The organism is Amycolatopsis sp. WAC 04182 (assembly GCF_003947465.1).
Lineage (GTDB): Bacteria > Actinomycetota > Actinomycetes > Mycobacteriales > Pseudonocardiaceae > Amycolatopsis.
Genome location: NZ_QHJJ01000007.1, coordinates 456,484 through 481,903, shown reverse-complemented (window position 1 = coordinate 481,903; position 25,420 = coordinate 456,484). Strand labels below are relative to the sequence as shown.

Genomic DNA, 25,420 nt, shown 5'->3' with positions numbered 1-25,420 from the left:
TCCTCACTGTCCACAGTGGATTTTCAACCATTCGCCGGGCTGGATGCTCTTCCGGACGTCTTCGAGCTGTCTCAGCAGGATCTCCAGGCGGTCCCGGTTGCTCAGGTACTCCAGGACCGCGCGGTGGAACGCGCCGGTCATCGTCGCGGGCATCAGGTCCGAGGCGTCGAAGCACAGCGCGGACGCCGTGGTGATCGTGTCCGCGACCCTCCTGCTCACCGGGTCCGGATAGACGTCGAGGCCGAGCTTCCGGTTGGCGGAGAAGGCGTTCGCGCGGGGAATCGACGGCCAGATCCGCTGCGCCTTCTCCGAAGCGAGGTATTCGATCAGCTTCCGCGCACCGGGCGTGTCCTGGAACATCCCGGCGAGGTCGGCGGCGACCTCGGAGACGTCGCGTCCGGGGAAGGTCAGGAAGTCGAAGTCGGTGCCGGGCTTGGGGAACGTCCCGTCCGGTCGCTTGAAGTTCTGGTACCGGCTCATGATGAACGACGCCTGGTGTTCGAGCGCGCATCCGGGCGGATCGGTGAACATCGGCTTGCCCGCGTCGCCGAAGTCGGTCAGCAGGCCGGCCGCGGTGCCGCCGCGGATCGCGGCGGGCTCGAGCACGGAACCCCAGTCCAGCCAGGCCTGTTCGACCTCCGGCGACGTCCATTCGAGGCCGCCGGACGCCCACTGCCGGTACTTGTCGGGGCCCGCCGAGTGCAGCAGGATGTCCTCGATCCAGTCGGTTCCCGGCCAGCCCGAGGCAGGCGGGGCGCCCATCCCGACGCACCAGGGCGTTCCCCCGGCGGCAGTCAGCCCGGCGGAGTACTCGCGAAGCCCGGCGAACGTCGTGGGACGGACCCCGGTCATCCGCGCCGGGTTGTACCAGATCAGGCTCTTGAGGTCGGCCTTCACGGCGACCGCGTACAGCTTCTCGGTGCCGATCTGCTGCAGCGTGACCCATTGCGGGCTGAAGGATCGGGTCACGGCGGCGGAGAGGTCTTCGTCGAGCGGCAGCAGGTCGCCCGACTTCTGGTACTTCGCCAGCACTCCGGCGTTGGGCAGGACGGCCACGTCCGGCGGCGTGCCGCGCTGGACGTCCGAAGCGAGCACCTGGTCGACGGCCCGGGTGCCCTCGTAGAGGTAGTCGATCCCGGTGTCGGCCTTGAAAGCGTCCAGCACCTGGCGGAACGCCCTCTCCTCCTCCCCCGTCCAGGACGCGAGGACGACCACCGGCCCGTCCGCCGCCGACGCCGAACAGCCGCCCGCGACCAGCGACAGCGCCATCACCACGGCCAGCAGTCTTTTCACGGGCGGTACCGGTATTCGTCGATCCTGGCGTGCAGGCCGAGCAGGACGAGCCCGCCCGCGAGCAGGGTGCCCGCCGGGATCAGGAACTCCCGCCCGCCGGATTCGGCCGCGGCGGAGGCGTCGGCCGCCACCGCCCTCGCGCCCGCCGTGGCCACCCGCGTGTTGTCGGTCGACGGCGCGGCGGCCTGCCGTGCCCGTTCCCGGAACCCGTCGACGGTCACCCCGCATCCCTGCTCCTCGTCGCAGTACCCGGCCAGCAGATCGGCGAGCCTTCGCTGGCCTTCGTCGTCGGCCGCCTGGATCTGCGCGGCCCGCGCGGCGGCGACGCCGTCGAGCCGCTCCCCGACCGAGTCCAGCCGGTCGCGGCTGATCAGGGTGAACACCAGGGCGACCCCGATGGCGGCGATCAGCACGGTCGCGGCGAGCAGCGGGACGTTCGCCACGCGACGGAACCGCTTCCTCAGGTACAGCTGGGTGAAGACCAGCAGCACCAGGAGCGCGAGCACCGGCAGAAGCCACAGCGGGAGCATCGCGAGGCTCATCCCGGTGGACGCCAGCTGGCGATCCAGCGCCTCGCGTTGCCTGCCCTGCAACAGTTCCAGCTCCTCCAGGACACCGCCCGGGGCGTGCAGCAACCGTGAGGCGTGCCAGAGGTCGACCGCGCCCAGTACGGCGGCGTCCGGCTGACGGAAGTGCACGTCGGCCTGTCCGATGGAGCCGGAGTAGGCCGCGACCTGGCTTTCGATCACCTGGAGCGTGTTACCGCCTTCCTCACCCGCCTGGTTGAACTCCGCGACCCTCGCGAGACTTTGGCTCGCCAGCGCCAGCTGGTTCGAATACTCCTGCCCCGGCCCCGCGAGTTTCGCCTCACCGGAGGCGAAACTCGCGATCGCCGCGGCGTCGGCGGCCACCAGCGCGGCCCGGGCGGCGGTCACTTCGAGGACCGCGTGCGCGGTGCGGTCGCGGACGGTCTCCGCCGTGTTCTGGACGTTCTGGAACGCCCACAGCGACACCACCAGCACCGCGAGGGTGAGCGCCAGCAGGCCGGTGCGGAGCCGGACCAGCCGCACCCGGGTGGCCGTCACGAAACCGCCTCGCCGAACGGTCTTCCGCAGCCGACGCAGAAGTTCGCCCCGGCGGGCGAAAGCGCGGGGCAGGCGGCACAGGTGAGCGGTGCTCCTTCGGGCATCCGCCGATCTTCCTGCGGAAGAGCGATTTCCGAAACCCTCGACGGGATGACGACGTGCAACACGTGACTGCGCGTCGCGTCCGGCCGCAGGCGTACGAGACCTTTCTCCGCGTCGACGATCTCCACCACCCCCGAGAGACGGCTGAGCGTCTCTTCGTCGCCCGCGGCGGTGGCCAAGGCGACCGCCCGGCCCCAGGCTTGCTCGGCCCCGGCCCGGTCTCCTGCCGCATAGGCATCGCCGCCGGCGGTCAGCGCTTCGCCGAGATCGGCCTGGGCGGCGTATTTCGAAACCATCGGGTGAATCAGCGTCGGCGGGATCGGGTCACGGGTCCACCTCCCCGCGATGGCCAGCGCGTCCTCCTCGACCGTGGCTCCCGGCACGGGCACGAGTTCCGTCCACGCCAGCTGACGATCCTGCCCATGGGTGGGTTCGAGGTCCGGATCGAGATCCAGGATCAGCTGGTAATCCCGTGTCTCGTCGCTCGCGAACGAACCGAGCGACAGCTCCTGCTCGCGAACGGCGACCTCCCGGCACCGGTCGGTGAGGTCGTACTCGTCGGGGAACACCTGCTTGATCGACCGCAGCCTGCTGAACGGCATGGTGCCGACGCGCAGGCGGACCTCGGGCAGCACCTTCGTCATCGCGCTCTCGACCAGTTGCCGGAAGTCCTCGGCGAGTTCGTCGTCCTCGACGACCGAGTCGACGTTCCCGCGCAGCACGCGGCCGATCTGGGTGAGTTCGGCGGGCTCCCAGCCGTCGCCGATCCCCCTGGCGTCGCAGACGAACCGCCCCTCGCAGCTGTTCAGCACGCTCATCAGGTCGGCCCTGGTCTGCGAATCGTTGCGGCCGTCGGTGAGCAGGATCGCGTGGCGGACGGCGCCGGGCACGAGGTCGAAGAGGTCGCGTGCCTTGGCGAGCCAGGCGCCCATCGCGGTGCCGCCGACGGCCGCGAGGTGTTCGACGGCGGCGCGTGCCTCCGCCCGGGTCGCCGCGGAAGCGGTCACCAGGCCGTCCTCAGCCGGGTAGATCACCTTCGCGCGGTCCGTGCCCTGGATGACGGCGAACCGCACGCCGTCGGGCAGGACGTCGATGGCCGCCGCTGCCGCCCGCCGGGCCTCGCCGATCTTGGTGCTGGGGAAACGCATCGAACTGGAACAGTCGATCATCAGGACTTCGGCGGCCGTCGTGGCCACGGCCGCCTCACCGCCGCGGGAGACGACCCGGACGATCGCGGTCATCGCCCGGTCCCCCTCGGCCAGGAACTTGTTCTGGTGCACTTCGAGGCCCAGACTCGGCTCCCCGCTCATCGCTCCCCCTTCACACCATGGTCACCGGTCTCACGGAATTGGCGAGATCGATCAGCACGTCGTGCGCTTCCGGCGTCGGCGCGTGGTGGGCGAGCCGCCGGTACGCCTTGTCCAGCACGGTGCGGGCGCCCGGTTCGGTGGAGCGCAGGAGCTCGCCGTCGGTGATCCCGTCCTGCCCGAGGAGCACGGCCGCCAGTCCCGTCTCGCGCACGGCCGTCACCAGCCTGTCGAGGGAATCGCCGTCGAGGTCCAAAGCGGTCAGCCGGACCACGGCGTCGTCGAGTTCGGCCGACGCCGGGAGATCACCCGTCCCCGGCATCGACGCGGACAGGACCCGCACCCCGGCGATCCGCGCCGCCTCGTCGTAACGCGAGAATTCCGGGACCTGGTCGAGGATTTCGACGGCGGCGGCGCGGTTGCCGCGCAGCAGCCGGACCCGCGCGAGCCCGAACGCCGCGCTGACCTGCGACCGGTCCCGCACCCACAGCGCGTCGTAGTACCGCTCGGCGGCGGCCGCGCCGTTGAGGTGCTCCTCGCAGAGCCCCAGCGCGAGTTTCGGCGGCTCCTCGCCGGGGATGTCGCGGTACACCGCGGTGAACTTCTCCTTGGCCGCGGCGAAATCGCCCGCGCCGAGCGCGAGCAGGCCCCGATGCCACGCCACTCGCCAGTCATGGGCGGCGCGTTCGCCGAGCAGCCGTTCGGCCTCCGCCACCGCCAGTACGCCGTCGACGGTCGCCCCGAGTTCCAGCCGCGCCCGGCATCGACGGAACTCGACCTCGACCGAACCCGGCACCTTGTCGAGTTTCTTCAGCAGCCGCGCGGCGTCGGGCGCGCGGACGGCGCGGAGGAAGTTCGCCTGCGGGTCGTCCGGATCCTCGCGCGGCACCGGGAGACCGACGGCGATCTCCGCGGCGCTCGGGCGCGCGCCGAGCGAGACGGGTGTCCCCCGCGTCCAGTGCTCCAGCGGCGGCGCCTGGCCGAGCCCGGCGTCCAGCAGGACCGCCCCTTCGGCGAACAACGTCGAGCCGGCGGGCCTGGATTGCTTGTCCCGCAAGGAAAGGATCTCGCCGAGCACACCGTCGAGCTGGACCAGCATCTCGCGCGCGGTCGCGAACCGTTGCTCGAACGGGGCGGTCGCCCGGTCGAGGACACGGAGGAACGATTCGATGCCGAACCGGACGCCGCGCGCGTCGGTGGTGACCGACCAGCCGTCGCTGGCCTGGAAGAGCTCCCGCAGCGTCACGCCGACGGTGTGGATGTCGGATCGGACGGTGAGCCCGTGTTTCGCCCGTTCCCGCGGGGACACCTGATAGTGCTCGGTGCCGACGATCGGGCTTTCGTCGTCGGTGATCTTGCGGATGGCGCCGAAATCGATGAGCTTGATCCGCTTCTCGCCGTGGATCACGTTGTCCGGCTTCATGTCGCAGTACAGCAGGCCTTCACCGTGCAGATAGTCGAGCGCGGTCAGGATCTCGCGCCCGTACGCCACGACGTGCTCGACGAGCAGCCGTCCTTCGCTGGAGTCCAGCGCGGCCCGGCCGCGGTTCTTGACCTCCCGCAGGGAAAGGCCGTCGACGAACTCCATGACGATGTAGCGGAGGTCCTCGTGTTCGACCACGTCGAGGATCCGGACGACGTTCGGATGGTCCAGCGCGGTGAGCACCTGGCTTTCGGTCTCCGCGATCCGGACGGCGGCGGTGTTGTTCGTGTTGATCAGGCCCTTGAGCGCGACGTACCGGTCGCCGAGCCCGGAATCCGTCGCCAGGTAGACGAACCCGAGCCCGCCGCGCGCGACACAGCCGAGCACGTGGTACCGGCCGTCGACCACGTCACCCGCCGCGAGCTTGGGCGAGAAGGAGAACGGCGTCCGGCAGACCGGGCAGAACCCCTCGGTGGGCGCGGGCCCGCCGCCGATCGAACGGCCGACCGGGGTGGCGCACCCGTGCTTTCCGCAGAACCGTTCCTCCTCCGGGACATGCGGCTCGGTGAGCAGGCGGCCCGCGACGGCAGGGAGTTCGACGACCGGCAGCGGCACCCGGTCGTCCGCGCTCGCGTGGCCCGCGATCTGCTGGGAACGGGTGACCACCGTGCTGGTGATCCTGGTCGGCGCCTCGGCGGGGCCGGGGATCACCAGGGTCGGTTTCTCCCGCGGCGCGGGCTCTTCCGGTTTCCCGGGCGGCAATCCGCAGATCTTGCAGAACCCGGTCCTGCCGAGCACACCCGGGCAGCCGTCGTGTCCGCAGGCCGTCATCCGTCGATCCGTTTCCGTACGGTGTCCGCGTACCGCTCGACGGCCGCCGCCGCGACCGCGAGGTCGCACGGTCCTTCGAAGAGCATCCGCCAGGCGGGTGCGTAGGCGGCATCCAGTTCGACGTCTTCGACGAGGCCGCTGTTACGCGCCATCTCCCCGTACGCGTCGAGCCGGGCGCGCAGTTCCGCGCGCCGCGCGAGGTTCTCGTCGAGAAGACGACGAAGGGCGCGGGCGCGCTCGACGGTCTTGGCCACGGCTCGCTCACAGACCGGAAGCTGCCGTTGCACCCACTCGGTTTCGCCGTCCTTCTCCGCCGAACGCAGTTGCGTCAACGCGCCCCTCAGCCGTCGGGTCTTGGGATGGATGTGCGGGGCGTCGGAGAAACGGGGCGCGTCGGCCAGATTCTCCTTCTCCAGACTGTCGAGTTCACCCAACCGTGTTTCCAGGAGGGCGAGACGGCCTTCGGTGTCGTCCTCCTCGGCGGGCAGGACGTCCGTGCTCGACCGGACCACGCCCACCCCCGGCGAGGTCTCCTCGCGGAACGCCAGCGCGAGCCGCAGCCCGAGTTCGTGCGCGCGCTGGGCCAGCGGCACGAGCACCTCACCGACGAGCGCGTCGGGCTCGGCCGCTTCGTCGATCCCGGAGACGACGACGGTGCGGGCGGACCCGTGACGGCCGGCGGGTGAATCCGCGGCGACGTCGAGCCGGTCGGAGATCCGGCGGCGGACCTCGTCGGCGGTCTTGCCGACCGCGTCGACGGCGAGCACCACACTGCCCAGCGGCGGCACCGTCGGCCCGGTCACGCTCCGGCCGGCGCCGCGTTCGCGGTCGGCGAGCACGACGGCGCGCCGCAGCGAGGCGGCGACGGCGGAATCGTCCTCACCCATGATGATCACCCGGACGTCCGTCTGGCCGTGCCCGCCCAGCCAGCCGGCGAACTCGCGGGCGAACAGCGGATCGATGGCGGGCGGTTCCGGGTACCGCACGAAGCCGGGATCGATCGCGGGACTGCCCTCGGCCCAGCGGCGCAGGGCGGGCAGGTACCCGAGCATGGTCTCGACCGGGATCATCCACGAGACGCGGGCGGCCTCGGTCGCGTACCGGGTCGCGACCATGCCGACGACGTGCCCGGTCTTCTCGGCGATCACCGCGGAACCGCTGAAGCCGTGGGTGATCGGCTCGGCGTCCGGGGTCCGGTGCAGCTGGACGCGTTCGAGCCCGTGCCCGCCGTCGCCGACGACGGTCGCCAGCGACCACATACCGTCCGAACCGGCCGGGAAGCCGTACGCGCGGACTCGCTGGCCGTCTTCGAGAGCCGTCCGGTGGAGCGGGGCGCCGGAGATCTGTTCCTCGGGGTCACGCAACCGGAGCAACGCGATGTCCCCGCCGTCGTCGCCGATGGGCGCCGCCTGCGCGAGGATCGTGGCGATTCCCGGCTCCACACCCGGAAGCGCCACGAAATCCACGGCGACGTCGTCGTGGCCTTCGATCACATGAGCGCAGGTGAGGAGGTGTTCGCCGTCGAGCATGGTCCCGGCGCCCAGGATCCGCCCACGGTGATCGCGCAGCCGCACCCGCCAGCGTCTGCGCTCGGAAGTCACGCGAAAGACCCTACCGATCGTGAGTGGTGATGACGGCTCTAACCGTCATTACCACTCACGAGGCCTAATGCGCGGCGTCGTTCCAGGACCGGCCGTAGCCGACCGAGACCTCCAGCGGGACGGCCAGTTCGTAGGCGGAGCCCATTCCCTGGCGCACCAACGTTTCCAGTTGCTCGCGTTCACCTTCGGCGACCTCGAGGACGAGCTCGTCGTGGACCTGCAGCAGCACGCGACTCTTCAGCTTCGCCTCGGTCAGCGCCTTGTGCACGTTGAGCATGGCGACCTTGATGATGTCGGCCGCGCTGCCCTGGATCGGGGCGTTGAGCGCCATCCGCTCGGCCATTTCGCGGCGCTGCCGGTTGTCGCTGTTGAGGTCCGGCAGATACCGGCGGCGGCCGAAGATCGTCTCGGTGTACCCGACCTTCGCCGCGTCGCCCACGACCGAATGGAGGTAATCGCGCACGCCGCCGAAACGGGAGAAGTACGCCTCCATCTGTTCCTTGGCCTCTTCGGTCGAGATCCGCAGCTGCTGCGAAAGCCCGTACGCCGAAAGCCCGTACGCCAGGCCGTACGACATCGCCTTCACCCGGAAGCGCAGTTCCGGCGTGATCTCCTCCGGCGGCAACGAGAACGCGCGCGACGCCACGAAAGTGTGCAGGTCCTCGCCGCTGTTGAAGGCCTGGATCAGCCCTTCGTCCTGCGAAAGGTGCGCCATGATCCGCATTTCGATCTGGCTGTAGTCCGCCGTCATCAGCTCGGCGTACCCGTCGCCGACGACGAACGCGTCACGGATGCGGCGGCCTTCCTCGGTGCGGATCGGGATGTTCTGCAGGTTCGGGTCTACCGAAGAGAGCCGTCCGGTGGCGGCGATCGTCTGCAGCAGCGTGGTGTGGACGCGACCGTCGTCGGCGACCGACTTGATCAGCCCCTCGACCGTGGTGCGCAGCCTGGTCGCGTCCCGGTGCTCCAGCAGATGCTGCAGGAACGGGTGCTCGGTCTTCTCGAACAGGCTCTGCAGCGCCTCGGCGTCGGTGGTGTAGCCGGTCTTCGTGCGTTTGGTCTTCGGCATGCCGAGCTCGTCGAACAGGATGACCTGCAACTGCTTCGGCGAACCGAGGTTGACCTGCTTGCCGATGACCGCGTACGCCTCCTCCGCGGCCTGTGTCACCCGGCCGAGGTAGTGCGCTTCCAGGTTCGTCAGGTGCTCGATGTCGACCGCGATACCCGCCGATTCGAGGCCGGTGATCACCTGCAGCAGCGGCAGTTCGAGCTCGGCGAGCAGCTGCGCGCCGCCCAGTTCTTCGAGCTCCTTGGTCAGCGCTCCCGCGAGCTCGGCGACGGCGCGGGCCTTGACCAGCTCGGCCTGGATCTCCTTCTGCTCCATGTCCTCGGCGCCACCGTCGAGCAGCGAAAGCTGCCCGTCCCCGGTGTCGGCCTCGGACCGCAGCTCACGGTGCAGGTACCGGAGGGCCAGGTCGTCGAGCTCGAAGGTGCGCTGCCCCGGGCGGACCAGGTACGCCGCGAGCGCGGTGTCCATGACGAGCCCGGCGAACGTCCAGCCGCGCGCCCGGACGGCGTGCAGCGGGACCTTCAGCTCGTGGCCGATCTTCTGGATCTTCTCGTCGGCGAGCCAGGCCGTGAGTGCCTTGTCGTCCTCGGCGTCCATCGCGGTGACGTCGACGTACGCGCCTTCGCCGTCCGCGGCGGCGAACGTGATGGCCTTCAGGTCGGAGCGGACCGAGGCCCCGGTGGTGCGGAACGCCAGGCCGACCGGCTGGTCCTGGCCGGTGTGCGCGGACAGCCATTCCGTGAGCGCGCCCGGCGCGAGCTTCGAACCGCTGACCTCGAAACCCTCCTCGGCCTCGGGCTCGGCACTCTGCAGGGTGGCGAAGAGCCGGTCTCGCAGGACGCGGAACTCGAGCTCGTCGAACAGCGCGTGGACGGCCTCGCGGTCCCACGGGCGCAACTCGAGCATGGTCGGGCCGAGCTCCAGCTCGACGTCGCGGATCAGCTCGGTGAGCTGGCGGTTCAGCATGACGGCGCCGAGGTGCTCGCGCAGCGCGTCGCCGACCTTGCCCTTGACCTCGTCCACCCGGTCGATCAGCTCGTTGAAGGACCCGAACTGCCTGATCCACTTCGCGGCCGTCTTCTCGCCGACGCCCGGGATGCTGGGCAGGTTGTCCGAGGGGTCGCCCCGCAGCGCGGCGAAGTCCGGGTACTGCGCCGGGGTGAGGCCGTACTTCTCCTCGACCGCCTCCGGGGTGAACCGGGTCATCTCCGACACGCCGCGCTTCGGGTACAGCACGGTGACCTGGTCGGTCACCAGCTGGAGCGCGTCACGGTCGCCCGTACAGATGAGGACGTCGAAACCTTCGGCGGTCGCCTGTGTCGTGAGCGTGGCGATGATGTCGTCGGCTTCGTAGTTCTCCTTGGTCAGCGCCGGGATGCCGAGGACCTTCAGCACGTCCTCGACCAGACCGACCTGGCCCTTGAACTCGTCCGGCGTGGTGCTGCGGTTGGCCTTGTACTCCGCGAAGGTCTCCGACCGGAACGTCTTGCGGGAGAGGTCGAACGCCACCGCGAGGTGGGTCGGCGCCTCGTCGCGCAGCAGGTTGATGAGCATCGAGGTGAACCCGAATACCGCGTTCGTCGTCTGCCCGGTCTTCGTCTTGAAGTTCTCCGCGGGCAGCGCGAAGAACGCGCGATACGCCATCGAATGGCCGTCGATCAGCAGCAGTTTGGGCCGCTCGGCCTGTGCGGTGGCAGGTGTGGCGTTGGCAACGGTCGTGTTCTCACTCGGGCTCACGGGAGCGAGTCTAGGGTGAGGGTCTGACAGTCCTACCTGTCGTGTCTGTTGCGGCCTGTCGGCGGAGCTGCTCAGACCCCCTTGGCGCAGGAACCCGCCTGGCCGGAGGCCCCGCGATCGGGGCGGCAGGGCGCCCTTGGGCAGGACGTGAGAAAAACTCGATAACGTGCGCCCTGGCGACGCGATCGTGGTCGCGGGTTCACGAATGTTAAGGAGCGTTGCGTGACCGAACAAGCCCTCGAATCCTTCGCCGGGATCGACCCGGCCTTCGCCGGACAGCAGCTCAACGACAAGCTCGGGCTCGAGATCAGCGAATTCGGTCCCGAACGCGTCGTGGGCAGCATCCCGGTAGAGGGCAACCTCCAGCCCTACGGCCTCCTCCACGGCGGCGCGAACGCCGTCGTCGCCGAGGCGCTCGGTTCGATGGTCTGCGCGCTCAACGCCGGCACCGACAAGGCGACGATGGGGCTCGAACTCTCGTGCACGCACCACCGGGCGGTCCGGTCCGGCCGGGTGACCGGTGTGGCGACGCCGGTGCACGTCGGGCGCGGCACCGTGACCGCCGAGATCGTGCTGACCGACGACCAGGGTCGCCGGTCGTGCACGGCGCGGCTGACGTGCGTGGTGCGGGAGCGGCCGCCGGGCATGTGAGTACATGAAGGCCCCCTTCCTTGCGCCTAGGTACAGGAAGGGGGCCTTCACGTACCTTCAGGGACGTGGATCTCGACACGGCCCAGGTGCGCGCGTTCGTCGCCACCGCCGACCACGGCCATTTCGGTCGCGCGGCGGAATCCCTGTTCCTCACCCAGCAGGCGCTGTCGAAACGCGTCCGGAAGCTCGAGGACGCTCTGTCGGTCCAGCTCTTCCGGCGCACCAACCGGTCCGTCGAGCTGACCGCCGACGGCGACCGGTTCCTCCCCCACGCGCGCGAGCTGATCCGCGCGGCCGACGCCGCCGTCGCGGCGATGGGGCTGCAGGACCGCCCGCCCCGCCTCGACGTCATCGATCCGCGTCTGTCCCCCCTGTACATGCTGCGCCGCATCGCCCAGCGGGACCCGGCGCTGGCGGTCGAGCGCGTCGCCGGGCGCGGGCTGGCCAACGCCCTCGATCCGCTGGTCCGCGGCGAGATCGATCTCGCGTTCGGCCGCGTCGCGGATCTCGGCCGCGAAGTGCCTGCGGAGCTCGAGCACCGACTTGTCCGGCTGGAGCCCTTGGTCGCTCTTCTCGCACCGGAACACCCACTCGCGAGCAACGATGTCCTGAAACTGTCCGATCTCCGCGGTGAGGGCATCTGGATTCCGCAATTGGGCGGGCCGATCGAATGGCTTTCTTATTTGCAACGCCTATGCAAAGAATTCGACGTCCCGATCGACGACTCCGGTGTCAGTTACGACCTCAGACACACACTGGAACAGACTCGCTACGGGAAGCAGCGGGTCACGCTCGCCGGCGCGGACATGGACCTCGCCTCCGATCTCAATCTGCGGGTCCTGCCGTTCGAGCCGTCGCCGCTGTTCCCGTGGTCGGTGGTGTGGCGGCGCGGCGAAGGCCCGGCCCTGCGGCGCCTGCTGGCGCTCGCCGGCCGGACCAGCCACGAAGAAGGTTGGTGCACCTACGATCCCGCGCGGTCCTGGCTGCCGGACGACGACCTCAGACAGCTAGGTGCCGGGCGAACCAGCGCGTGAGCTCGGTGTCGACCAGCTTCGCGTGTTCCGTCTGCGGGGCAGGTTCGAGGCCGGGCGCATCGGCGAATTCGTGCGCCATCCCCGGGATGGTGACGAGCTCGGATCGCCGCTCCCCCAACGCCTTGTGCAGGGCCGCGGCCGGTTCCGTGATCGAAACGTCGTCCTCCTCGCCGATGACGAGCAGGACCGGCGCGGTCAGTTCGTCCGCCCGCCGCACGTAGTCGTACTCGTTCGCGACCGCGCGGGACCGGTCCGACCAGTGATAGGTGACGTCGTAGACCCGCTCGTTCGCCGCGATCACCGGCGCCAGCTGCGTCACCGGGTTCACCAGCGCGGCCGCCGCCACCGGGATCTCCGGGTGCGTCAGCATCTGCAACGCGACCGCGCCGCCCTGCGAGCCGCCGACCAGCCCGACCGGTCCGTCCTCAATGGACAGGCGGGAGCGCAGTTCCGCCACCGCGGCCGGGAACTCCGCCTCGACCTGCCTGGTGAGCGGTTCGACGACGTTGAGCACGTTGTCCTCGCTCGCGAGGCGGAAGAAGCCCTCGAAACCACCCTCGGGGAACCGTTTACCGGTCAGCGGCAACCCGAGGTGCACCCGCCAGGCGTGCAGATCCCGCATCGGCAGCGCCGCCGCCATGGCCGCCTCGCTGAACGGCGCGCCCAGCAGATGCCAGGTCAGTACGAGCGGCGCCGGACGTTTCGCGTCCGACGGCGGCACCGCCACGAACGGAACTCCCGCGGCAACGCCTTCGATCACTTCGGTACTCATCGTCATGGAGACAGCTAATCGCGAGGTCAGGGGCGGGATCCAACAGCCGTCCGGACCACGACGACAACCATCGGTTGTCACGGCACAAGAGAAGAGCGGGCACGGTTGACGCCCTTTGGGGCAGCATTGCTACGACGAACGGCCGCCCACGAAGGACCTGAAAAAGCGCAAGATACGCGGCCGAAACATGATCCTTACCCACGAGCATGATCGACGTGGTAGCGGTGAATCCCCAGCGTGACCAGCGAAGACTCGCCAACCGGCAACATTCGCCTTTTCGTGCAATTCGTTCTGGTTTCGACCGTCACGATGTGGACACAGAGTGATGGGCGTCTGGGCAGATCATGGCGTAGGGGGATATCTTCCTGCCCTAACCTAGCCCCTGTGTCGGGGGCAACGCCTACCGGCGGCTGGTTGGTCATGGGAGGTAGTCGGTGTCAGGAGTGCGTTTTGGACGGGTTTTCGCCGTCGCGGCGGCTGCGTCGCTGGCGCTGGCGGGCTGTGCAGGCGGCAGCAGCTCGTCCGGCAGCGGTGACAGCAGCACGCTGAAGATCGGGTTCATGGGTGACCTCACCGGTGAGAACTCCGGGATCGTGATCCCGCCCCGCAACGGCGCCAAGCTCGCTATCGACGAGTACAACAAGACGAACCCGGCGACGAAGCTGGAACTCAAGGAGTACGACAGCCAGGGCAAGCCCGAGCAGGCGACGTCGCTGATCGCGACCGCCGTCGGCCAGGACAAGATCACCGCGCTGATCGGCCCGGCCTTCTCCGGTGAGTCGAAGGCCATCGGCGGTCAGCTGGAGCAGAACAAGATCCCGAGCGTCTCGCCGTCGGCCACCAACGCGGGTCTGTCCTCGAACGGATGGAAGTACTGGCACCGCGTCGTCGCGAGCGACGCCAGCCAGGGGCCGGCCATCGCCAACTTCCTCATCACGGCGAAGTCGCCCAAGAAGGCCTACATCATCTCGGACGACCAGGAATACAGTGTCGGCCTGGCCGACAACTTCGAGAAGACCTTGAAGGAGAAGAACGTCCCGTCCGAGCGCGACAAGTTCGCCAAGGACGCGTCGGACTACTCCTCGACCGTGCAGAAGGTCAAGGCCGCGAACCCCGACATCATCCTCTTCGGTGGTTACTACGCCCAGGGTGGCCGTCTGCTCAAGCAGCTGCGTGACGGCGGCGTGACCGCCACCTTCGCCACCGGTGACGGTTCGCTCGACGCCCAGCTGGTCAGCGGTGCGGGTGCCGCGGCCGCCGAGAAGGCCGTCGTCGGCTGCCCGTGCAACATCCCGGACGCCGGCTCCACCGACGAGTTCAGCACCAAGTACAAGGCCGCGTTCAACGTGGACCCGGCGATCTACTCGAGCGAGGGTTACGACGCCGCGACCGCCATCATCAACGCGGTCAAGTCCGGCGCCAACACCTCGGAGAAGATCAACGAGGCCCTCAAGACGATCGACTTCAAGGGTGCCTCGAAGCAGATCAAGTTCAAGGAGAACGGCGAACCGTCGACGGACGCGATCAACATCTACCAGGTCACCGGTGGCGTCCTCAAGAACCTCGGCGTCTCGACCGAAGCCAAGCTCAACGGCTGACGGAGCAGATAGGAACACCTAACGGAAGCGGGGGCGCTGTGCGAACACAGCACCCCCGCTTCCCGCAAATGTGGCGAAAGAAATCCTCGCCCCGTCCCGTAAGGCATCCACGTCATGCTTCAAGATCTGCAAGCCCAGTTCCTCGGTAGCACCATCGGCGGACTGGTCGCCGGAAGCATCTACGCCCTCATCGCCCTCGGCTACACAATGGTCTACGGCGTACTCCGGCTCATCAACTTCGCGCATTCCGAAATCTTCATGATCGGGACGGTCACGTCCCTGTTCGTCCTGATCACCATCGCGGGCGGTACCGCCCCGATCACGCTCGGCGTGTTCGGGATGATCGCCGTACTGCTGCTGATCATCATCGCTTCGGCCGCCGTGTCCGGCGGCGCGGCGGTGCTGCTGGAGCAAGTGGCGTACCGGCCGCTCCGCAAGAAGGGCGCCACCCGGCTGGCCGCCCTGATCTCCGCCATCGGCGCCTCGCTGTTCCTGCAGGAACTGTTCGGCCTCGAGATCATCGAATGGATCACGGACAAGTCCGGCCGCGTGCAACAGAACGCGCCGCGCTTCATCCCGCACGAGGAGCTGTTCCACATCGGCAACGGTGTGGTCCGCACGGACCACGTGTTCGTCGTCGTGGGCGCCGTGATCATGATGGTCGTGCTCGACCAGCTGGTCAGCCGCACCCGCATCGGCCGAGGTATCCGCGCCACGGCGCAGGATCCCGAAGCCGCCGTGCTGATGGGCGTCAGCATCGACAAGATCGTGCGCCTCACCTTCCTCCTCGGCGGCGCGATGGCCGGTGTCGCCGCCGCGCTGTACGTGATGGAGTACGAGAACACCGACTACCGCATCGGATTCCTCCTCGGTATCAAGGCGTTCACCGCGGCCGTGCTGGGAGGTATCGGCAACCTGCGCGGCGCTCTGCTCGGTGGCATCGTGCTCGGTTTGGTGGAGAACTGGAGTTCGATCTTCTTCGGTTCGGCTTGGAAGGACGTCACCGCCTTCGTGGTGTTGGTGCTGGTCCTGATGTTCCGTCCCACCGGCATCCTCGGTGAATCGCTGCAGCGGGCACGCGCATGAAGGGCAACGAAGAAGTGGCTGAAAAGTCCCCAGAGAACGGAAAGCCGACGCGCGCCGGCTTCCACCCCGTGGACGGCATGCGGGATTGGTGGGCACGCGCCCCGCATTGGCAACGTTATGGCGTGTACCTGGCCCTGATCATCGGCGCGCTGATCCTGCCCGCGCCCGCGATCGGTTCGTTCATGTCGCCGGAATCGGACTGGACCACGGTCCTGATCTTCCCGGTCGGGGTGTACATCCTGCTGGCGATCGGCCTGAACATCGTGGTCGGTCACGCGGGCATGCTGGACCTCGGGTTCGTCGCGTTCTTCGCGATCGGCGCCTACACGCTCGCCGTGATGGGCACCCAGCACGGCTGGGGATTCTGGGGCACGCTCGTGCTCGGTATCTTCCTGGCGGCGATGTCGGGGGTGATCCTCGGCGCTCCGACGCTCCGGCTGCGCGGTGACTACCTGGCCATCGTGACCCTCGGCTTCGGTGAGATCGTCCGGATCACCGCGACGAACACCGACAGCATCGGTGGCGCCCGCGGTATCACCAACATCCCGCACCCGGAGCCGATGTTCGGGACCGAGTTCCTGCTCGACCCGGCGCCGTACTACTACCTGATCCTCGCGGCGATCGTGATCGCGATCATCTTCTCGGTGCGGCTGCACAAGAGCCGTGTCGGGCGGGCGTGGGCGGCCATCCGCGAGGACGAGGACGCCGCCGAGCTGATGGGCGTCCCGACGTTCAAGTTCAAGCTGCTGGCGTTCGCCATCGGCGCCATGCTCGGCGGTATGGCCGGTGTGGTCTACGCCAGCAAGGCCGTCTTCATCGAGCCGAACAACTTCCCGTTCATCCTGTCCGCGACCATCCTCGCGGCCGTGGTGCTCGGTGGTGCGGGCAACCTGCCCGGCGTCATGCTCGGTGCCTTCCTGGTCGCCTGGCTTCCGGAGCGGTTCCGGTTCCTGTCCGAGTACCGCATCCTGATCTTCGGTGGTGTGCTGGTGCTGATGATGGCGCTGCGGCCGGAGGGTCTGCTGCCGTCGCGGCAGCGCAAGGCGGAACTACACGAAGGAACGGGCGGGATGGGTGCCATGGGCGCCGAAGTCGCGGGTCCGGATTCCGAGGCTTCGGCGGAGGTGACGAAATGAGCGCACTGCTCGAATTCGACAACGTGACGATGCGCTTCGGCGGTGTCACGGCCTTGAAGGAAGTCGACCTCACCATCAACCAGGGTGAGATCTTCGCCCTGATCGGCCCGAACGGCGCGGGGAAGACCACGGTCTTCAACGTGGTCACCGGTGTCTACCGGCCGACCGAAGGCCAGGTGCGCTTCGGCGACACCCGGGTCGACGGGATGAAGCGGTTCAAGATCAACCAGGCCGGGATCGCCCGCACGTTCCAGAACATCCGGCTGTTCCACAACATGTCGGCGCTCGAGAACGTGATGGTCGGTGCGGACTCGCACCACAAGACCGGCGCGATCTCGGCGACGCTGGGCCTGCCCGTGCACCGCAAGGAAGAGAAGCGGGGCCGTGAGCTGGCGAGGGACCTGCTGGACTTCGTCGGCATCGGCCGGGTCGAGCACAACACCGCGAAGAACCTCTCCTACGGCGACCAGCGCCGTCTGGAGATCGCGCGTGCGCTCGCGACCGACCCGAAGCTGCTGCTGCTCGACGAGCCCGCCGCCGGCATGAACCCGGCGGAGAAGAACTCGTTGCAGCAGTTGATCCGCAAGATCCGTGACGACGGCCGGACCGTGCTGCTCATCGAGCACGACATGGGCCTGGTCATGCAGATCGCCGACCGGCTGGCCGTGCTCGACTTCGGCCAGAAGATCGCAGAAGGGCTCCCCCACGAGGTGCAGAACAACCAGAAGGTGATCGAGGCGTATCTGGGGGTGGCGGAAGATGCTTCTTGAGGTTCAGGACATCAACGTCCACTACGGGAAGATCGCCGCGCTCAAGGGAATGAGCATCGAGGTCGGCGAGGGCGAGATCGTTTCGCTCATCGGGGCCAACGGCGCCGGCAAGACCACGACCCTGAAGACGATCTCGGGCCTGCGTCCGCTGACCAGCGGCCGGATCCTCTTCGACGGCAAGGACATCTCGAAGACGCCTGGCCACAAACGGGTCGAGCTCGGGATCGGCCAGTCACCGGAAGGCCGGGGCGTGTTCCCCGGTATGACGGTGCAGGAGAACCTCCTGATGGGTGCCTACACCCGCAAGGACGACCTGAAGGCCGACCTCGACGAGGTCTACGAGCTGTTCCCGCGGCTGAACGAGCGCAAGACCCAGTTCGGCGGCACGATGTCCGGTGGCGAGCAGCAGATGATCGCCATCGGCCGCGCGCTGATGACCAAGCCCAAGGTACTGCTGCTCGACGAGCCGTCCATGGGCCTGGCGCCGATGCTGATCGCGCAGATCTTCGACATCATCCGCGAGATCAACAAACGCGGGACCACGGTCCTGCTGGTGGAGCAGAACGCGCAGCAGGCGCTGAAGCTCTCCGACCGCGCGTACGTGCTGGAGACCGGTCAAGTGGTCAAGAGCGCCCGCGGTGCCGAGCTGCTGGACGACCCGCAGGTGCGGGCCGCCTACCTCGGTGGCGACCTGGGCGTCTGACGCCTCTCGGGAAGGGCTCCGTCGCGTTTCGCGGCGGGGCCCTTTTCTCATCCCAGCTTGATGTCGGTGCCGGTGAGGTTCTTCATGTCGGTCAGCGTCGGACCACCGAAAGCCCGCAGCAGCACGGGTTTCGCCTCCTTGGGAAGGTCGAAGTAGAGGTCGAACTCGACCCGCACGCCCCGCCCGAGCTCGAACTTGTCCGGCTGCCGTTTGATCGTCATGGCCTGGTTGTCGACCGCGATCACCGCACCGGAGTCGGTGACGAGTTGCTGGCGCCGGGTGTCGAAGAGGATCCCGGACAGGCCTTTCCCGGTGACCACCAGCCGGAGCCGGACGAACTGCCCTTTCGCCTCGAATTCGGCGTGGCTGCCGGTGAGGCTGGGCAGCCCGGCGGCCAGGCCGATGAGCGAGAACTCGGTCTCCCCGTTCGTCGCCGGTGACAGGTGCAGCGCGGTCTCGTCCGGGCGGACCTCGCGCGCGGGCAGATCGTAGACCGGTTTGGCGGGCGGCTGTCCTTGCTCGGCTGAGCACCCCGTGAGCAGGGCCAGGACCGAAGCCGCCGCTGCCAGGCACGCTCTCATCGGACGACCTCCACCTTCAAGTACGGCCACCCGTCGACATCCGGCAGCCGCACGGGGCCGACTTCCGCGCCCGGCGAGAAGCGCACTGTCGTTCCGGTCGTACCGTCGCCGGCGATCGGCGTCAGATCGGTGACCGGGACACCGCGTTCGTAACGCTGGGTCCAAGAGCCGTCGTGACGCCGGTTGGTGTGCACGAGCCAGTCGCTCAAGCCCGCCACGACCGACACCCCGCGACGCGGATGACCGTCCGGAAGCCATTGTTTTCCGGGGAAATCGAAGAAGCGCAGATCCTTGGTCGACATGACCGGTTTCTTCACGAAGCCGCCGTGCCCGTCCGCGCGGGTGTCGGTGCCTCGCCCGTCGTCCGCCACCGAGACCGAGCCGTCGGGATGGACCGTGACGACAGCATTCCCGCCGCCGATGCTTTCGGCTTCCTCCGCCGCGTAAGCGAGCACTTCGAGCACGAGGTGCGCGACTCCGCCGGGGGCGAACTCCTCGGGGCTCCGGCGGATACGCCTCAGATGCGCGGCGTCCACGGACCCGGCCCAGTCGTGCGTGGTGTTACGCCATTCACTCACCCCGTCGATTCTGCCTGGTCCGGGGCTACTGTGCGGCGGTGGAGTTACGACGTCTTCGATATCTGTGCGCCGTGGCGGAGGAAGGGCACAGCTGATCGAGCTGTGCGGCGCGTTCGGTCCCGTGTGGACGGCGCGGGTGATCGACGCGGTGGGAAGCGAGGTCCCGGTCGGGAGCGTCATGTACGGCGCCGAGGCCACCAAACAGCTTCACGACCTGTTCGATCCCGGGGCCTAGCACTCCTCGAGGTGCGCGGCGTCGACGCAGCCGGCGGGCTCGGTCCGGCTGGTCGCCTGGTAAAGCAGGGTGTACAGCGTCTCGCGCTGATCCTTGTCGAGCGCGCCGAGCACCTCGTCCTCGACCGCGGCGAGGGCGAACTCGGCCTTGGCGAGCTGCTTGGCGCCGACGTCGGTGAGTTCGACGATGTGACGGCGCCGGTCCTCCGGTGACCGCCTGCGTTCGATCAGGTTCGCGGACTCGAGGTCGTTCAACAGGCCGACGACGTTCGTGCTGTCCATCTCCAGCGTCTTCGCGAGGTCCTGCTGCGAGCAGCCGCGCAGGTCGCGCAGCACGGTCAGCGCGACGAGATGCCGGGTCCGCAGGCCGAGCGGCGCCAGGACGGACTCGCTGCGCAGCCGGATCCGGCGGGTGACGTGGTCGAGCAGCGCGCCGCAGCGATGCGGGGGCTGGTTCACGACCGGGAGTTCGGGCACTCGTCAAGTGTACGTCCCCCATGATGACCGCCACAGCATCAATGGTTTGCGTTACACAAACTATCTGTGCAAAATAATGGTCATGACGAACCTGCTGCACATCGACTCGAGCATCACGGGCGAGCACTCGACCAGCCGCCGCCTCACCGCCAGGGCGGCCGCCGCCTGGCGCGCCGCGCATCCGGAGGGCACCGTCACCTACCGCGACCTTGGCGCCGACCCGCTGCCGCATTTCGACGCGGCGAGCAACGTGGCCAGGGTGACACCGCCGGAACAGCACACCCCGGAGCAGGCCGCGGCATGGCGGCTCATCACGGAACTGGTCGACGAGGTCCGGGCGGCCGACACGATCCTGCTGGGCCTGCCGCTGTACAACTTCGGCCCGCCGAGCACGGTCAAGTCCTGGGTCGACCACCTGATCGTGCCGGGACTGACGCTCGACGCCGAGACCCGGGCAGGCCTGCTCGGCGGCCGGGACTTCATCGTCGTGACCTCGCGCGGCGGCGGTTACGGCGAAGGCACCCCGCGCGAAGGCTGGGACCACGCCCAGTCGTGGATCCCGCATGGTGTCTCGCAGATCGGCCTCGAACCGCGTTTCGTCACCGCCGAGCTGACCCTGGCGAAGATCAACCCGGCGATGGCGGACCTCATCCCGCTAGCCGACGCCAGCCAGGCCGAGGCCGAACGCGCCATCGACGCGCTGTGGACACCGGTTCCCGCTTGATCGTTTCGAAGGGAATCATCGTGGTTCCCGGACGGGGCCGAAGGTCCCGAAGCGGGCTTCGAGTTCGCCGGCGGCGGCCAGGCAGACATCCTCGCGATGGCGCGGTCCGATCAGCTGCACACCGAGTGGCTGGCCGTCGTCGATCCCGGTGGGCACGGCGACGGCGGGAACCCCGACACAGGTGGTGGCGGTGCACAGCCGCATGCCGAACATGACCCGCAGACCCTGTTCCGGGTCGAACGGGTCGGCGTCGAACGGGCGCCAGGTCGAGACCGGGCCGAGAATCACCGGATAGCGCTCGGCGAAGGCCGCCCATTCGCGCATCACGCCGAACCGGGTTGCGGTCGCGTCCAGATAGTCGTCGAGTGTCGATTCAGGACGCTGAGCGAACGAGAGTTCCATGTGCTGCGCCGATTCTTCGGTGAGCAGCGGCCGGATCGACGGCCAGCGACGGCTGAACTCCGCGGTGATCAGCGTGCCGTAGGAGGTCAGCGCGTCCGCCAGCCGCGGCGGTTCGGCTTCCTCGACCTCGTAACCCGCTTCGGCCAGTGCGGCGGCGGCTTTGTCGATCTCGGCCCGGATCCGCGGGTCGACACCGAGTCCGGCGGGGTCCGTGCAGACGGCGACCCGGCGAGGCACCGCCGGAAGCCGCCCGCCGTACGGGATGGCCCGAGGATCCGCCGGATCGGTGCCCGCGAGCACGTCGAAGGTGAGCGCGAGGTCCTCGACGGTTCGGGCGATCGGGCCGTCGACCGGGAACAGCTGCGACGCGAGCGTCGGATCGGACCCGCCGATCCGATGGTCCGTCGCGACCCGCCCGTACGAAGGCTTCAACGCGGTCAGGCCGCAGAACAAGGCGGGTAACCGGACCGAGCCGCCGGAGTCGTTGCCGAGGCCGATCGCCGCCATCCCCGAGGCCACCGCGGCCGCGTCACCACCGCTGCTCCCACCGGGTGTCCGGATCGCACCCCAGGGATTGACGGTCTCGCCGAACAACTGGCTCACCGTGACGTTGCCCGCCAGCGTCAGGTCCGGCATGTTGCCGTGCCCGATCGGAATCGCGCCCGCCGCGCGCAACCGCCGGACCGGCGGTGCGTCCGCGTTCGCCACGGCGTCCTTGAACCGCGGGACGCCATGGGTCGTCGGATGTCCGGCGACGTCGATGTTCTCCTTCACCGTCATCGGAACCCCCGCGAGCGGACCGGGGTCGACGCCGTCGCGGACGAGCGCGTCGATCCGATCCGCTTCGCTCGCCGCCTCGCCGAATTCGGCCGTCACCGCGTTGACCTGCGGATTGACCTCGGCGATCCGGGCCGCGTGGACCTCCAGAACCACGCGGGCCGGCACCTTTCCGCCGCGCACCGCGTCGGCCATCTTCGCCGCGGACCACGTCCAAAGCTCGCTCATGGCGACGAATATACACACCTGTATCTGAATACGGATATGCATTCCGGCGTCTGTGAGGGCCTCCCTGCAAGGAGGCCCTCACGGACCGTTGACTCAGCCGATGCCCGCCGCGAAGACGTGCATCGCGGTGTTCGACGGAAGCGTCACCGCGACGACCTCCTTCCCCGCGGTCAGCGGGACGGAGTTCGCGAACACCCGGTACGGCGTGGTCGGGTACGCCGCCCCCGCGCGGGTGTTCTTGCCCATCACGGTCGCCACCGTCGTCGCTCCGTACTGGGCCGGATCGGCGCAGCACCAGTTGGGGAAGCCGAGTTCGGCTTGACTGGTACTGCCGTCGGCGTAGCGGACGACGACAGTGCCCTTCGCCGTGCCTGTGCCGGTTCCCGCCAGCACCAGCTTGGCCCCCGTTCCGCGCACCGCGATGGTCTGACCGGACGCGAGGACGTTGTCCTTCTGCCCGGTACCGGTTTGCGGCCAGGTCAGCCGAGCACCGAGCGTGGAGAAGCCCGCACCGGGTTTGAGACCGGCTTCGGCGAGACCTTCCGCTCGGAAACTGCTGCCGCCGCCGTCGAGATCGCCCACCGCGACGTGCGCCGCGTCGGTGACGCCGACGTTTCCGTAGGCCGCGGCCAGCGAAGCGTGCGGCACGGTGACCGTCACCGAGTCGGTGACGCGGTTCTCCCCGAGCCGCGCCCGGTACGACGCCGACGCGGTGAGCTGGTAGTCGTCCGGTTTGATCCCCGCGTCCGGCGTCACCTTCACCGGCACCCGCACGGTCTCGCCGGGCATCACCAGTCGCGGCCCGGCAGGAACCTCGGCGCGGAAACCGTTGGCGGGCAGGGAGAACTTGACGTCCCGGACCGGCAGCGGCGTGCCGTTGGTGAAGCTCAGCGTGCCCGTCGCGGTCTGCCCCGGACCGGCGACCGCCGGCACGGAGAGGGCGACCGAACCGTTGCGGTCTTCGGGGAAGATCCCGCCGACCGCGCTGGTGCCGAACAGCCGCACGTCCCGACGGTCACCGGCGCCGATCTTGCCGGTCTTGACCCGCGCGACCCCACCGGCGGCCGGGTCGAACCACCAGCCCGACGCCGCCGCGTCCAGTTCGGCCTTGCTGCCGTACTGCCGCAGGATCGAAGTCCCGGCCAGTACCGTCGCGGGCTTGCTTCCCGTGTGGACGGTCAGCTGGTAGTTCCGCGACGCGGGCTTCCCGGCGTAGGAACCGGAACTGGCGCCGATCCCGACCGTCACCGTGCCCAGGCCGGACGTCGGCGCGTCGACGGTGAACGTCTGCTTCGCCTGGTCCCCGTTCTTGTAGGCGCGAGTCACACCGTCGTCCTCGGTGAGCGTGAACGAACCCTTGCCCTGCGGATAGACGTCGAGGTCGAGCACGCCCTTGTCCCTGGTCTGCCACGACTTCGTGCCCTCGGCCCACATCGGCACCACGGCCCCGGCGCGGACGAACAGCGGCAGCGTGTCGAGCGGCGCGTCGTAACCGTCCACAGTGGTCGGTCCGGTGTAGGTCTTGCCGCTCCAGTAGTCGACCCAGGTGCCCTTCGGCAGGTAGATGCCGTTGCGCACGGTCGAGTTCTCGTACACCGGCGCGACCAGGAAGTCCTTGCCGGACAGGAACTCGTACTTCGCCTTCTCGCCCCAGACGTTTGGGTCGTCCGGGTATTCGAGCGCCAGCGGGCGGACCTGGCCGACGCCGGTCTTGTGCGCCTCCACCGAATGGCTGTAGGTGTAGGGCAGCAACCTTTCCTTGAGCAGCAGGTACTTGCGGTTGATCGAGGTGTACGGCTCGCCGTACCGCCACGGCTGCTTGTCCGACGCGGCCCAGCCGTCCATCGTCATCGAGACCGGCAGGAACGCCTTCCACTGCAGGTCGCGGACGTAGGTCTGCGGGCTGCCGCCGAAGATTCCGTCGATGTCGCCGGTGTTGTACGCGATCCCCGACGTCGTGGCGCCGGCGTAGGTCGGGATCTGCCATTTGATGTAGTCGTAGGAACCGGCCTGGTCGCCGCTCCACAGCACGCCGCAGCGCTGAGCGCCCGCCCAGCTGACGGGTGTCCAGACGAAACCGCGCGCGTCGCTGTTGTCCTCGATGCCCTTGTGCGCGGTGTCGCAGGCGTCCAAGGCGAACTGGTAGCCCGGACCGACCCACGCGACGTCGAGTTTGCGGACCCGGACCCCGGCCTTGACCTCTTCGACCTGGTTCGGCACGCCGTTCTCGGTCCACAGCCCGAGTTGCATGTTGTTCTTGCGGAGGCCTTCGCCGGTCTGCTGGAGGTTTTCGTAGCCGCAGCCGTAGCCGTCGTTGACGAGCATCCAGCCGTTGGGCATCCCGTGCTCGGTGTAGCCCTCGGCGACCTTCACCGCGTCCAGCGTGTGCCGCTCACCGCGGTTGGCGTTGTGCAGGTAGCAGTCGGCGTCCCCGTGTTCGAGACCGTAGAGCGGTGGCAGGAAAGGCTTTCCGACCAGATCGGTGTAGCCGGTGATGACGTCCTTGAGCCCGTCGCCGACGACGTAGGTCGCGTCGAAGCGGCGCTCGTCGTGCGTGGTGCGCACCGGCTCGGTGAAGGCGTAGGTGCCTTGCGCGAAGGTGTTGCGCAGCACGCCGTATCCCGCCGTGGAGGCGTAGAACGGCTGCGAATTCGGGGCCCCGCCGTCGTTCCAGTTGTAGTCGGCGAAGATCCGGATCGTCTGGTCACGGTGACTGAAGCGGCCGTTCTGCTCGCCGCCGCCGACGAACTGCTCGGCCCCCGTCCGCGCCAGGGTCTGCGTGGTCTGCTTGTCGGTCCAAGACAGCGGCGCCGACTCCTCCCAGAGGCGCTTGCGGTCCGAGCCGTCGTACAACGCGAGCCGCAACGGATGCTTGTACGCCCGCAACGTCGCCTTGGCCGTGGAAACCGCCCAGTAGTCCCCCTTGTCTGTCCTCTTCGGCGTGACCGGGTCGCCGGTGCGCGGCAGCACGATCTTGCTCCCGGCCGGATCGGTGAACGCGCCGTCCGGCGCCAGCCAGACCCGGACGGCGCCTTCGGCCGGGAAGCTGACGCGCACCGCGGCGCTTCCCGAATTCAGGGTGACCGTGGCGCCCTCGCCGGAGATCCCGGTCAGATCGCCCAGCTTGCCGGACGCCGCCGCGGCCGGATCGGCGTGGGCGGCGACCGGGGAAAGCCCGAGTAAGGCCACTGCGGCCAAACAACTCAGGGATTGCGCAACTC

Annotated in this window: 21 protein-coding genes; 9 read left to right on the top strand and 12 right to left on the bottom strand. The window is 68.7% G+C overall.

The window, feature by feature from the left end; all coding sequences use genetic code 11:
• Window positions 1–3 precede the first annotated feature (3 nt).
• The 6 genes from DMH01_RS34415 to polA form a co-directional block, all read right to left on the bottom strand.
• Entirely contained in the window at window positions 4–1,293 is a 1,290-nt protein-coding gene (locus DMH01_RS34415) for an ABC transporter substrate-binding protein (RefSeq protein ID WP_125682248.1), read from the bottom strand.
• Window positions 1,290–2,378, bottom strand: coding sequence for a hypothetical protein (locus DMH01_RS34410; protein ID WP_125682246.1), 1,089 nt, complete (start codon window positions 2,376–2,378; stop codon window positions 1,290–1,292). The genes DMH01_RS34415 and DMH01_RS34410 overlap by 4 nt, the downstream gene beginning before the upstream one ends.
• Window positions 2,375–3,790 carry a VWA domain-containing protein gene (locus DMH01_RS34405; RefSeq protein ID WP_125682244.1) on the bottom strand — a complete coding sequence of 472 codons (1,416 nt, stop codon included), beginning with the start codon at window positions 3,788–3,790 and terminating at the stop codon, window positions 2,375–2,377. Before DMH01_RS34405 ends, DMH01_RS34410 begins: the two co-directional genes overlap by 4 nt.
• 10 nt (window positions 3,791–3,800) lie before the next feature.
• Window positions 3,801–6,041 (bottom strand): serine/threonine-protein kinase, encoded by a 2,241-nt coding sequence (locus tag DMH01_RS34400; protein ID WP_125682242.1) that lies wholly within the window; start codon window positions 6,039–6,041, stop codon window positions 3,801–3,803.
• On the bottom strand, window positions 6,038–7,642 hold the full coding sequence (locus DMH01_RS34395; protein ID WP_233621770.1) for a serine protease: 1,605 nt from the start codon (window positions 7,640–7,642) through the stop codon (window positions 6,038–6,040). The genes DMH01_RS34400 and DMH01_RS34395 overlap by 4 nt, the downstream gene beginning before the upstream one ends.
• A gap of 64 nt (window positions 7,643–7,706) precedes the next feature.
• Window positions 7,707–10,448 (bottom strand): DNA polymerase I, encoded by a 2,742-nt coding sequence (polA, locus tag DMH01_RS34390; protein ID WP_125682239.1) that lies wholly within the window; start codon window positions 10,446–10,448, stop codon window positions 7,707–7,709.
• Window positions 10,449–10,670: 222 nt separating this feature from the next.
• On the opposite strand from polA, the gene DMH01_RS34385 reads away from it, so the two are divergent.
• Window positions 10,671–11,099: a PaaI family thioesterase gene (locus tag DMH01_RS34385; protein WP_125682237.1), complete on the top strand. Its 429-nt coding sequence runs from the start codon at window positions 10,671–10,673 to the stop codon at window positions 11,097–11,099.
• Window positions 11,100–11,164: 65 nt separating this feature from the next.
• On the top strand, window positions 11,165–12,133 hold the full coding sequence (locus tag DMH01_RS34380; RefSeq protein WP_125682235.1) for a LysR family transcriptional regulator: 969 nt from the start codon (window positions 11,165–11,167) through the stop codon (window positions 12,131–12,133).
• Here the strand turns inward: DMH01_RS34380 and DMH01_RS34375 are convergent.
• Window positions 12,099–12,911: a S9 family peptidase gene (locus DMH01_RS34375; RefSeq protein ID WP_125682233.1), complete on the bottom strand. Its 813-nt coding sequence runs from the start codon at window positions 12,909–12,911 to the stop codon at window positions 12,099–12,101. The genes DMH01_RS34380 and DMH01_RS34375 overlap by 35 nt on opposite strands.
• 437 nt (window positions 12,912–13,348) lie before the next feature.
• On the opposite strand from DMH01_RS34375, the gene DMH01_RS34370 reads away from it, so the two are divergent.
• From DMH01_RS34370 to DMH01_RS34350, 5 genes are all read left to right on the top strand, one after another.
• Window positions 13,349–14,503 carry a branched-chain amino acid ABC transporter substrate-binding protein gene (locus tag DMH01_RS34370; protein ID WP_125682232.1) on the top strand — a complete coding sequence of 385 codons (1,155 nt, stop codon included), beginning with the start codon at window positions 13,349–13,351 and terminating at the stop codon, window positions 14,501–14,503.
• Between the two features lie 114 nt (window positions 14,504–14,617).
• Window positions 14,618–15,589, top strand: a complete 972-nt coding sequence (locus tag DMH01_RS34365; RefSeq protein ID WP_034315979.1) for a branched-chain amino acid ABC transporter permease — start codon at window positions 14,618–14,620, stop codon at window positions 15,587–15,589.
• Window positions 15,586–16,725: a branched-chain amino acid ABC transporter permease gene (locus tag DMH01_RS34360; protein ID WP_125682230.1), complete on the top strand. Its 1,140-nt coding sequence runs from the start codon at window positions 15,586–15,588 to the stop codon at window positions 16,723–16,725. The genes DMH01_RS34365 and DMH01_RS34360 overlap by 4 nt, the downstream gene beginning before the upstream one ends.
• Entirely contained in the window at window positions 16,722–17,495 is a 774-nt protein-coding gene (locus DMH01_RS34355; RefSeq protein ID WP_037313341.1) for an ABC transporter ATP-binding protein, read from the top strand. Before DMH01_RS34360 ends, DMH01_RS34355 begins: the two co-directional genes overlap by 4 nt.
• A complete protein-coding gene (locus DMH01_RS34350) occupies window positions 17,485–18,198 on the top strand; it encodes an ABC transporter ATP-binding protein (RefSeq protein ID WP_044851129.1) in 714 nt (237 codons plus the stop codon). The genes DMH01_RS34355 and DMH01_RS34350 overlap by 11 nt, the downstream gene beginning before the upstream one ends.
• A gap of 47 nt (window positions 18,199–18,245) precedes the next feature.
• On the opposite strand, the gene DMH01_RS34345 is transcribed toward DMH01_RS34350, so the two are convergent.
• The gene (locus tag DMH01_RS34345) at window positions 18,246–18,779 is read right to left on the bottom strand and encodes a hypothetical protein (protein WP_125682228.1); all 534 of its coding nucleotides are present in this window, start codon (window positions 18,777–18,779) and stop codon (window positions 18,246–18,248) included.
• Complete coding sequence (locus DMH01_RS34340; RefSeq protein ID WP_233621768.1) at window positions 18,776–19,357, bottom strand: ATP-binding protein; 582 nt, start codon at window positions 19,355–19,357, stop codon at window positions 18,776–18,778. Before DMH01_RS34340 ends, DMH01_RS34345 begins: the two co-directional genes overlap by 4 nt.
• Between DMH01_RS34340 and DMH01_RS43590 the strand changes: the two genes are divergently transcribed.
• Entirely contained in the window at window positions 19,335–19,592 is a 258-nt protein-coding gene (locus tag DMH01_RS43590; RefSeq protein ID WP_370323580.1) for a DUF6506 family protein, read from the top strand. The two genes, DMH01_RS34340 and DMH01_RS43590, sit on opposite strands and share 23 nt — an antisense overlap.
• On the opposite strand, the gene DMH01_RS34335 is transcribed toward DMH01_RS43590, so the two are convergent.
• Window positions 19,589–20,068: a MarR family winged helix-turn-helix transcriptional regulator gene (locus tag DMH01_RS34335; protein ID WP_125682226.1), complete on the bottom strand. Its 480-nt coding sequence runs from the start codon at window positions 20,066–20,068 to the stop codon at window positions 19,589–19,591. The two genes, DMH01_RS43590 and DMH01_RS34335, sit on opposite strands and share 4 nt — an antisense overlap.
• A gap of 82 nt (window positions 20,069–20,150) precedes the next feature.
• On the opposite strand from DMH01_RS34335, the gene DMH01_RS34330 reads away from it, so the two are divergent.
• Window positions 20,151–20,792, top strand: a complete 642-nt coding sequence (locus DMH01_RS34330; protein WP_125682224.1) for an FMN-dependent NADH-azoreductase — start codon at window positions 20,151–20,153, stop codon at window positions 20,790–20,792.
• 15 nt (window positions 20,793–20,807) lie between these two features.
• Here the strand turns inward: DMH01_RS34330 and DMH01_RS34325 are convergent, their stop codons facing one another.
• Both DMH01_RS34325 and DMH01_RS34320 read right to left on the bottom strand, forming a co-directional pair.
• Window positions 20,808–22,199, bottom strand: a complete 1,392-nt coding sequence (locus tag DMH01_RS34325) for an amidase (RefSeq protein WP_125682222.1) — start codon at window positions 22,197–22,199, stop codon at window positions 20,808–20,810.
• Window positions 22,200–22,292: 93 nt separating this feature from the next.
• Window positions 22,293–25,388 (bottom strand): TIM-barrel domain-containing protein, encoded by a 3,096-nt coding sequence (locus tag DMH01_RS34320; protein WP_125682220.1) that lies wholly within the window; start codon window positions 25,386–25,388, stop codon window positions 22,293–22,295.
• Window positions 25,389–25,420 lie beyond the last annotated feature (32 nt).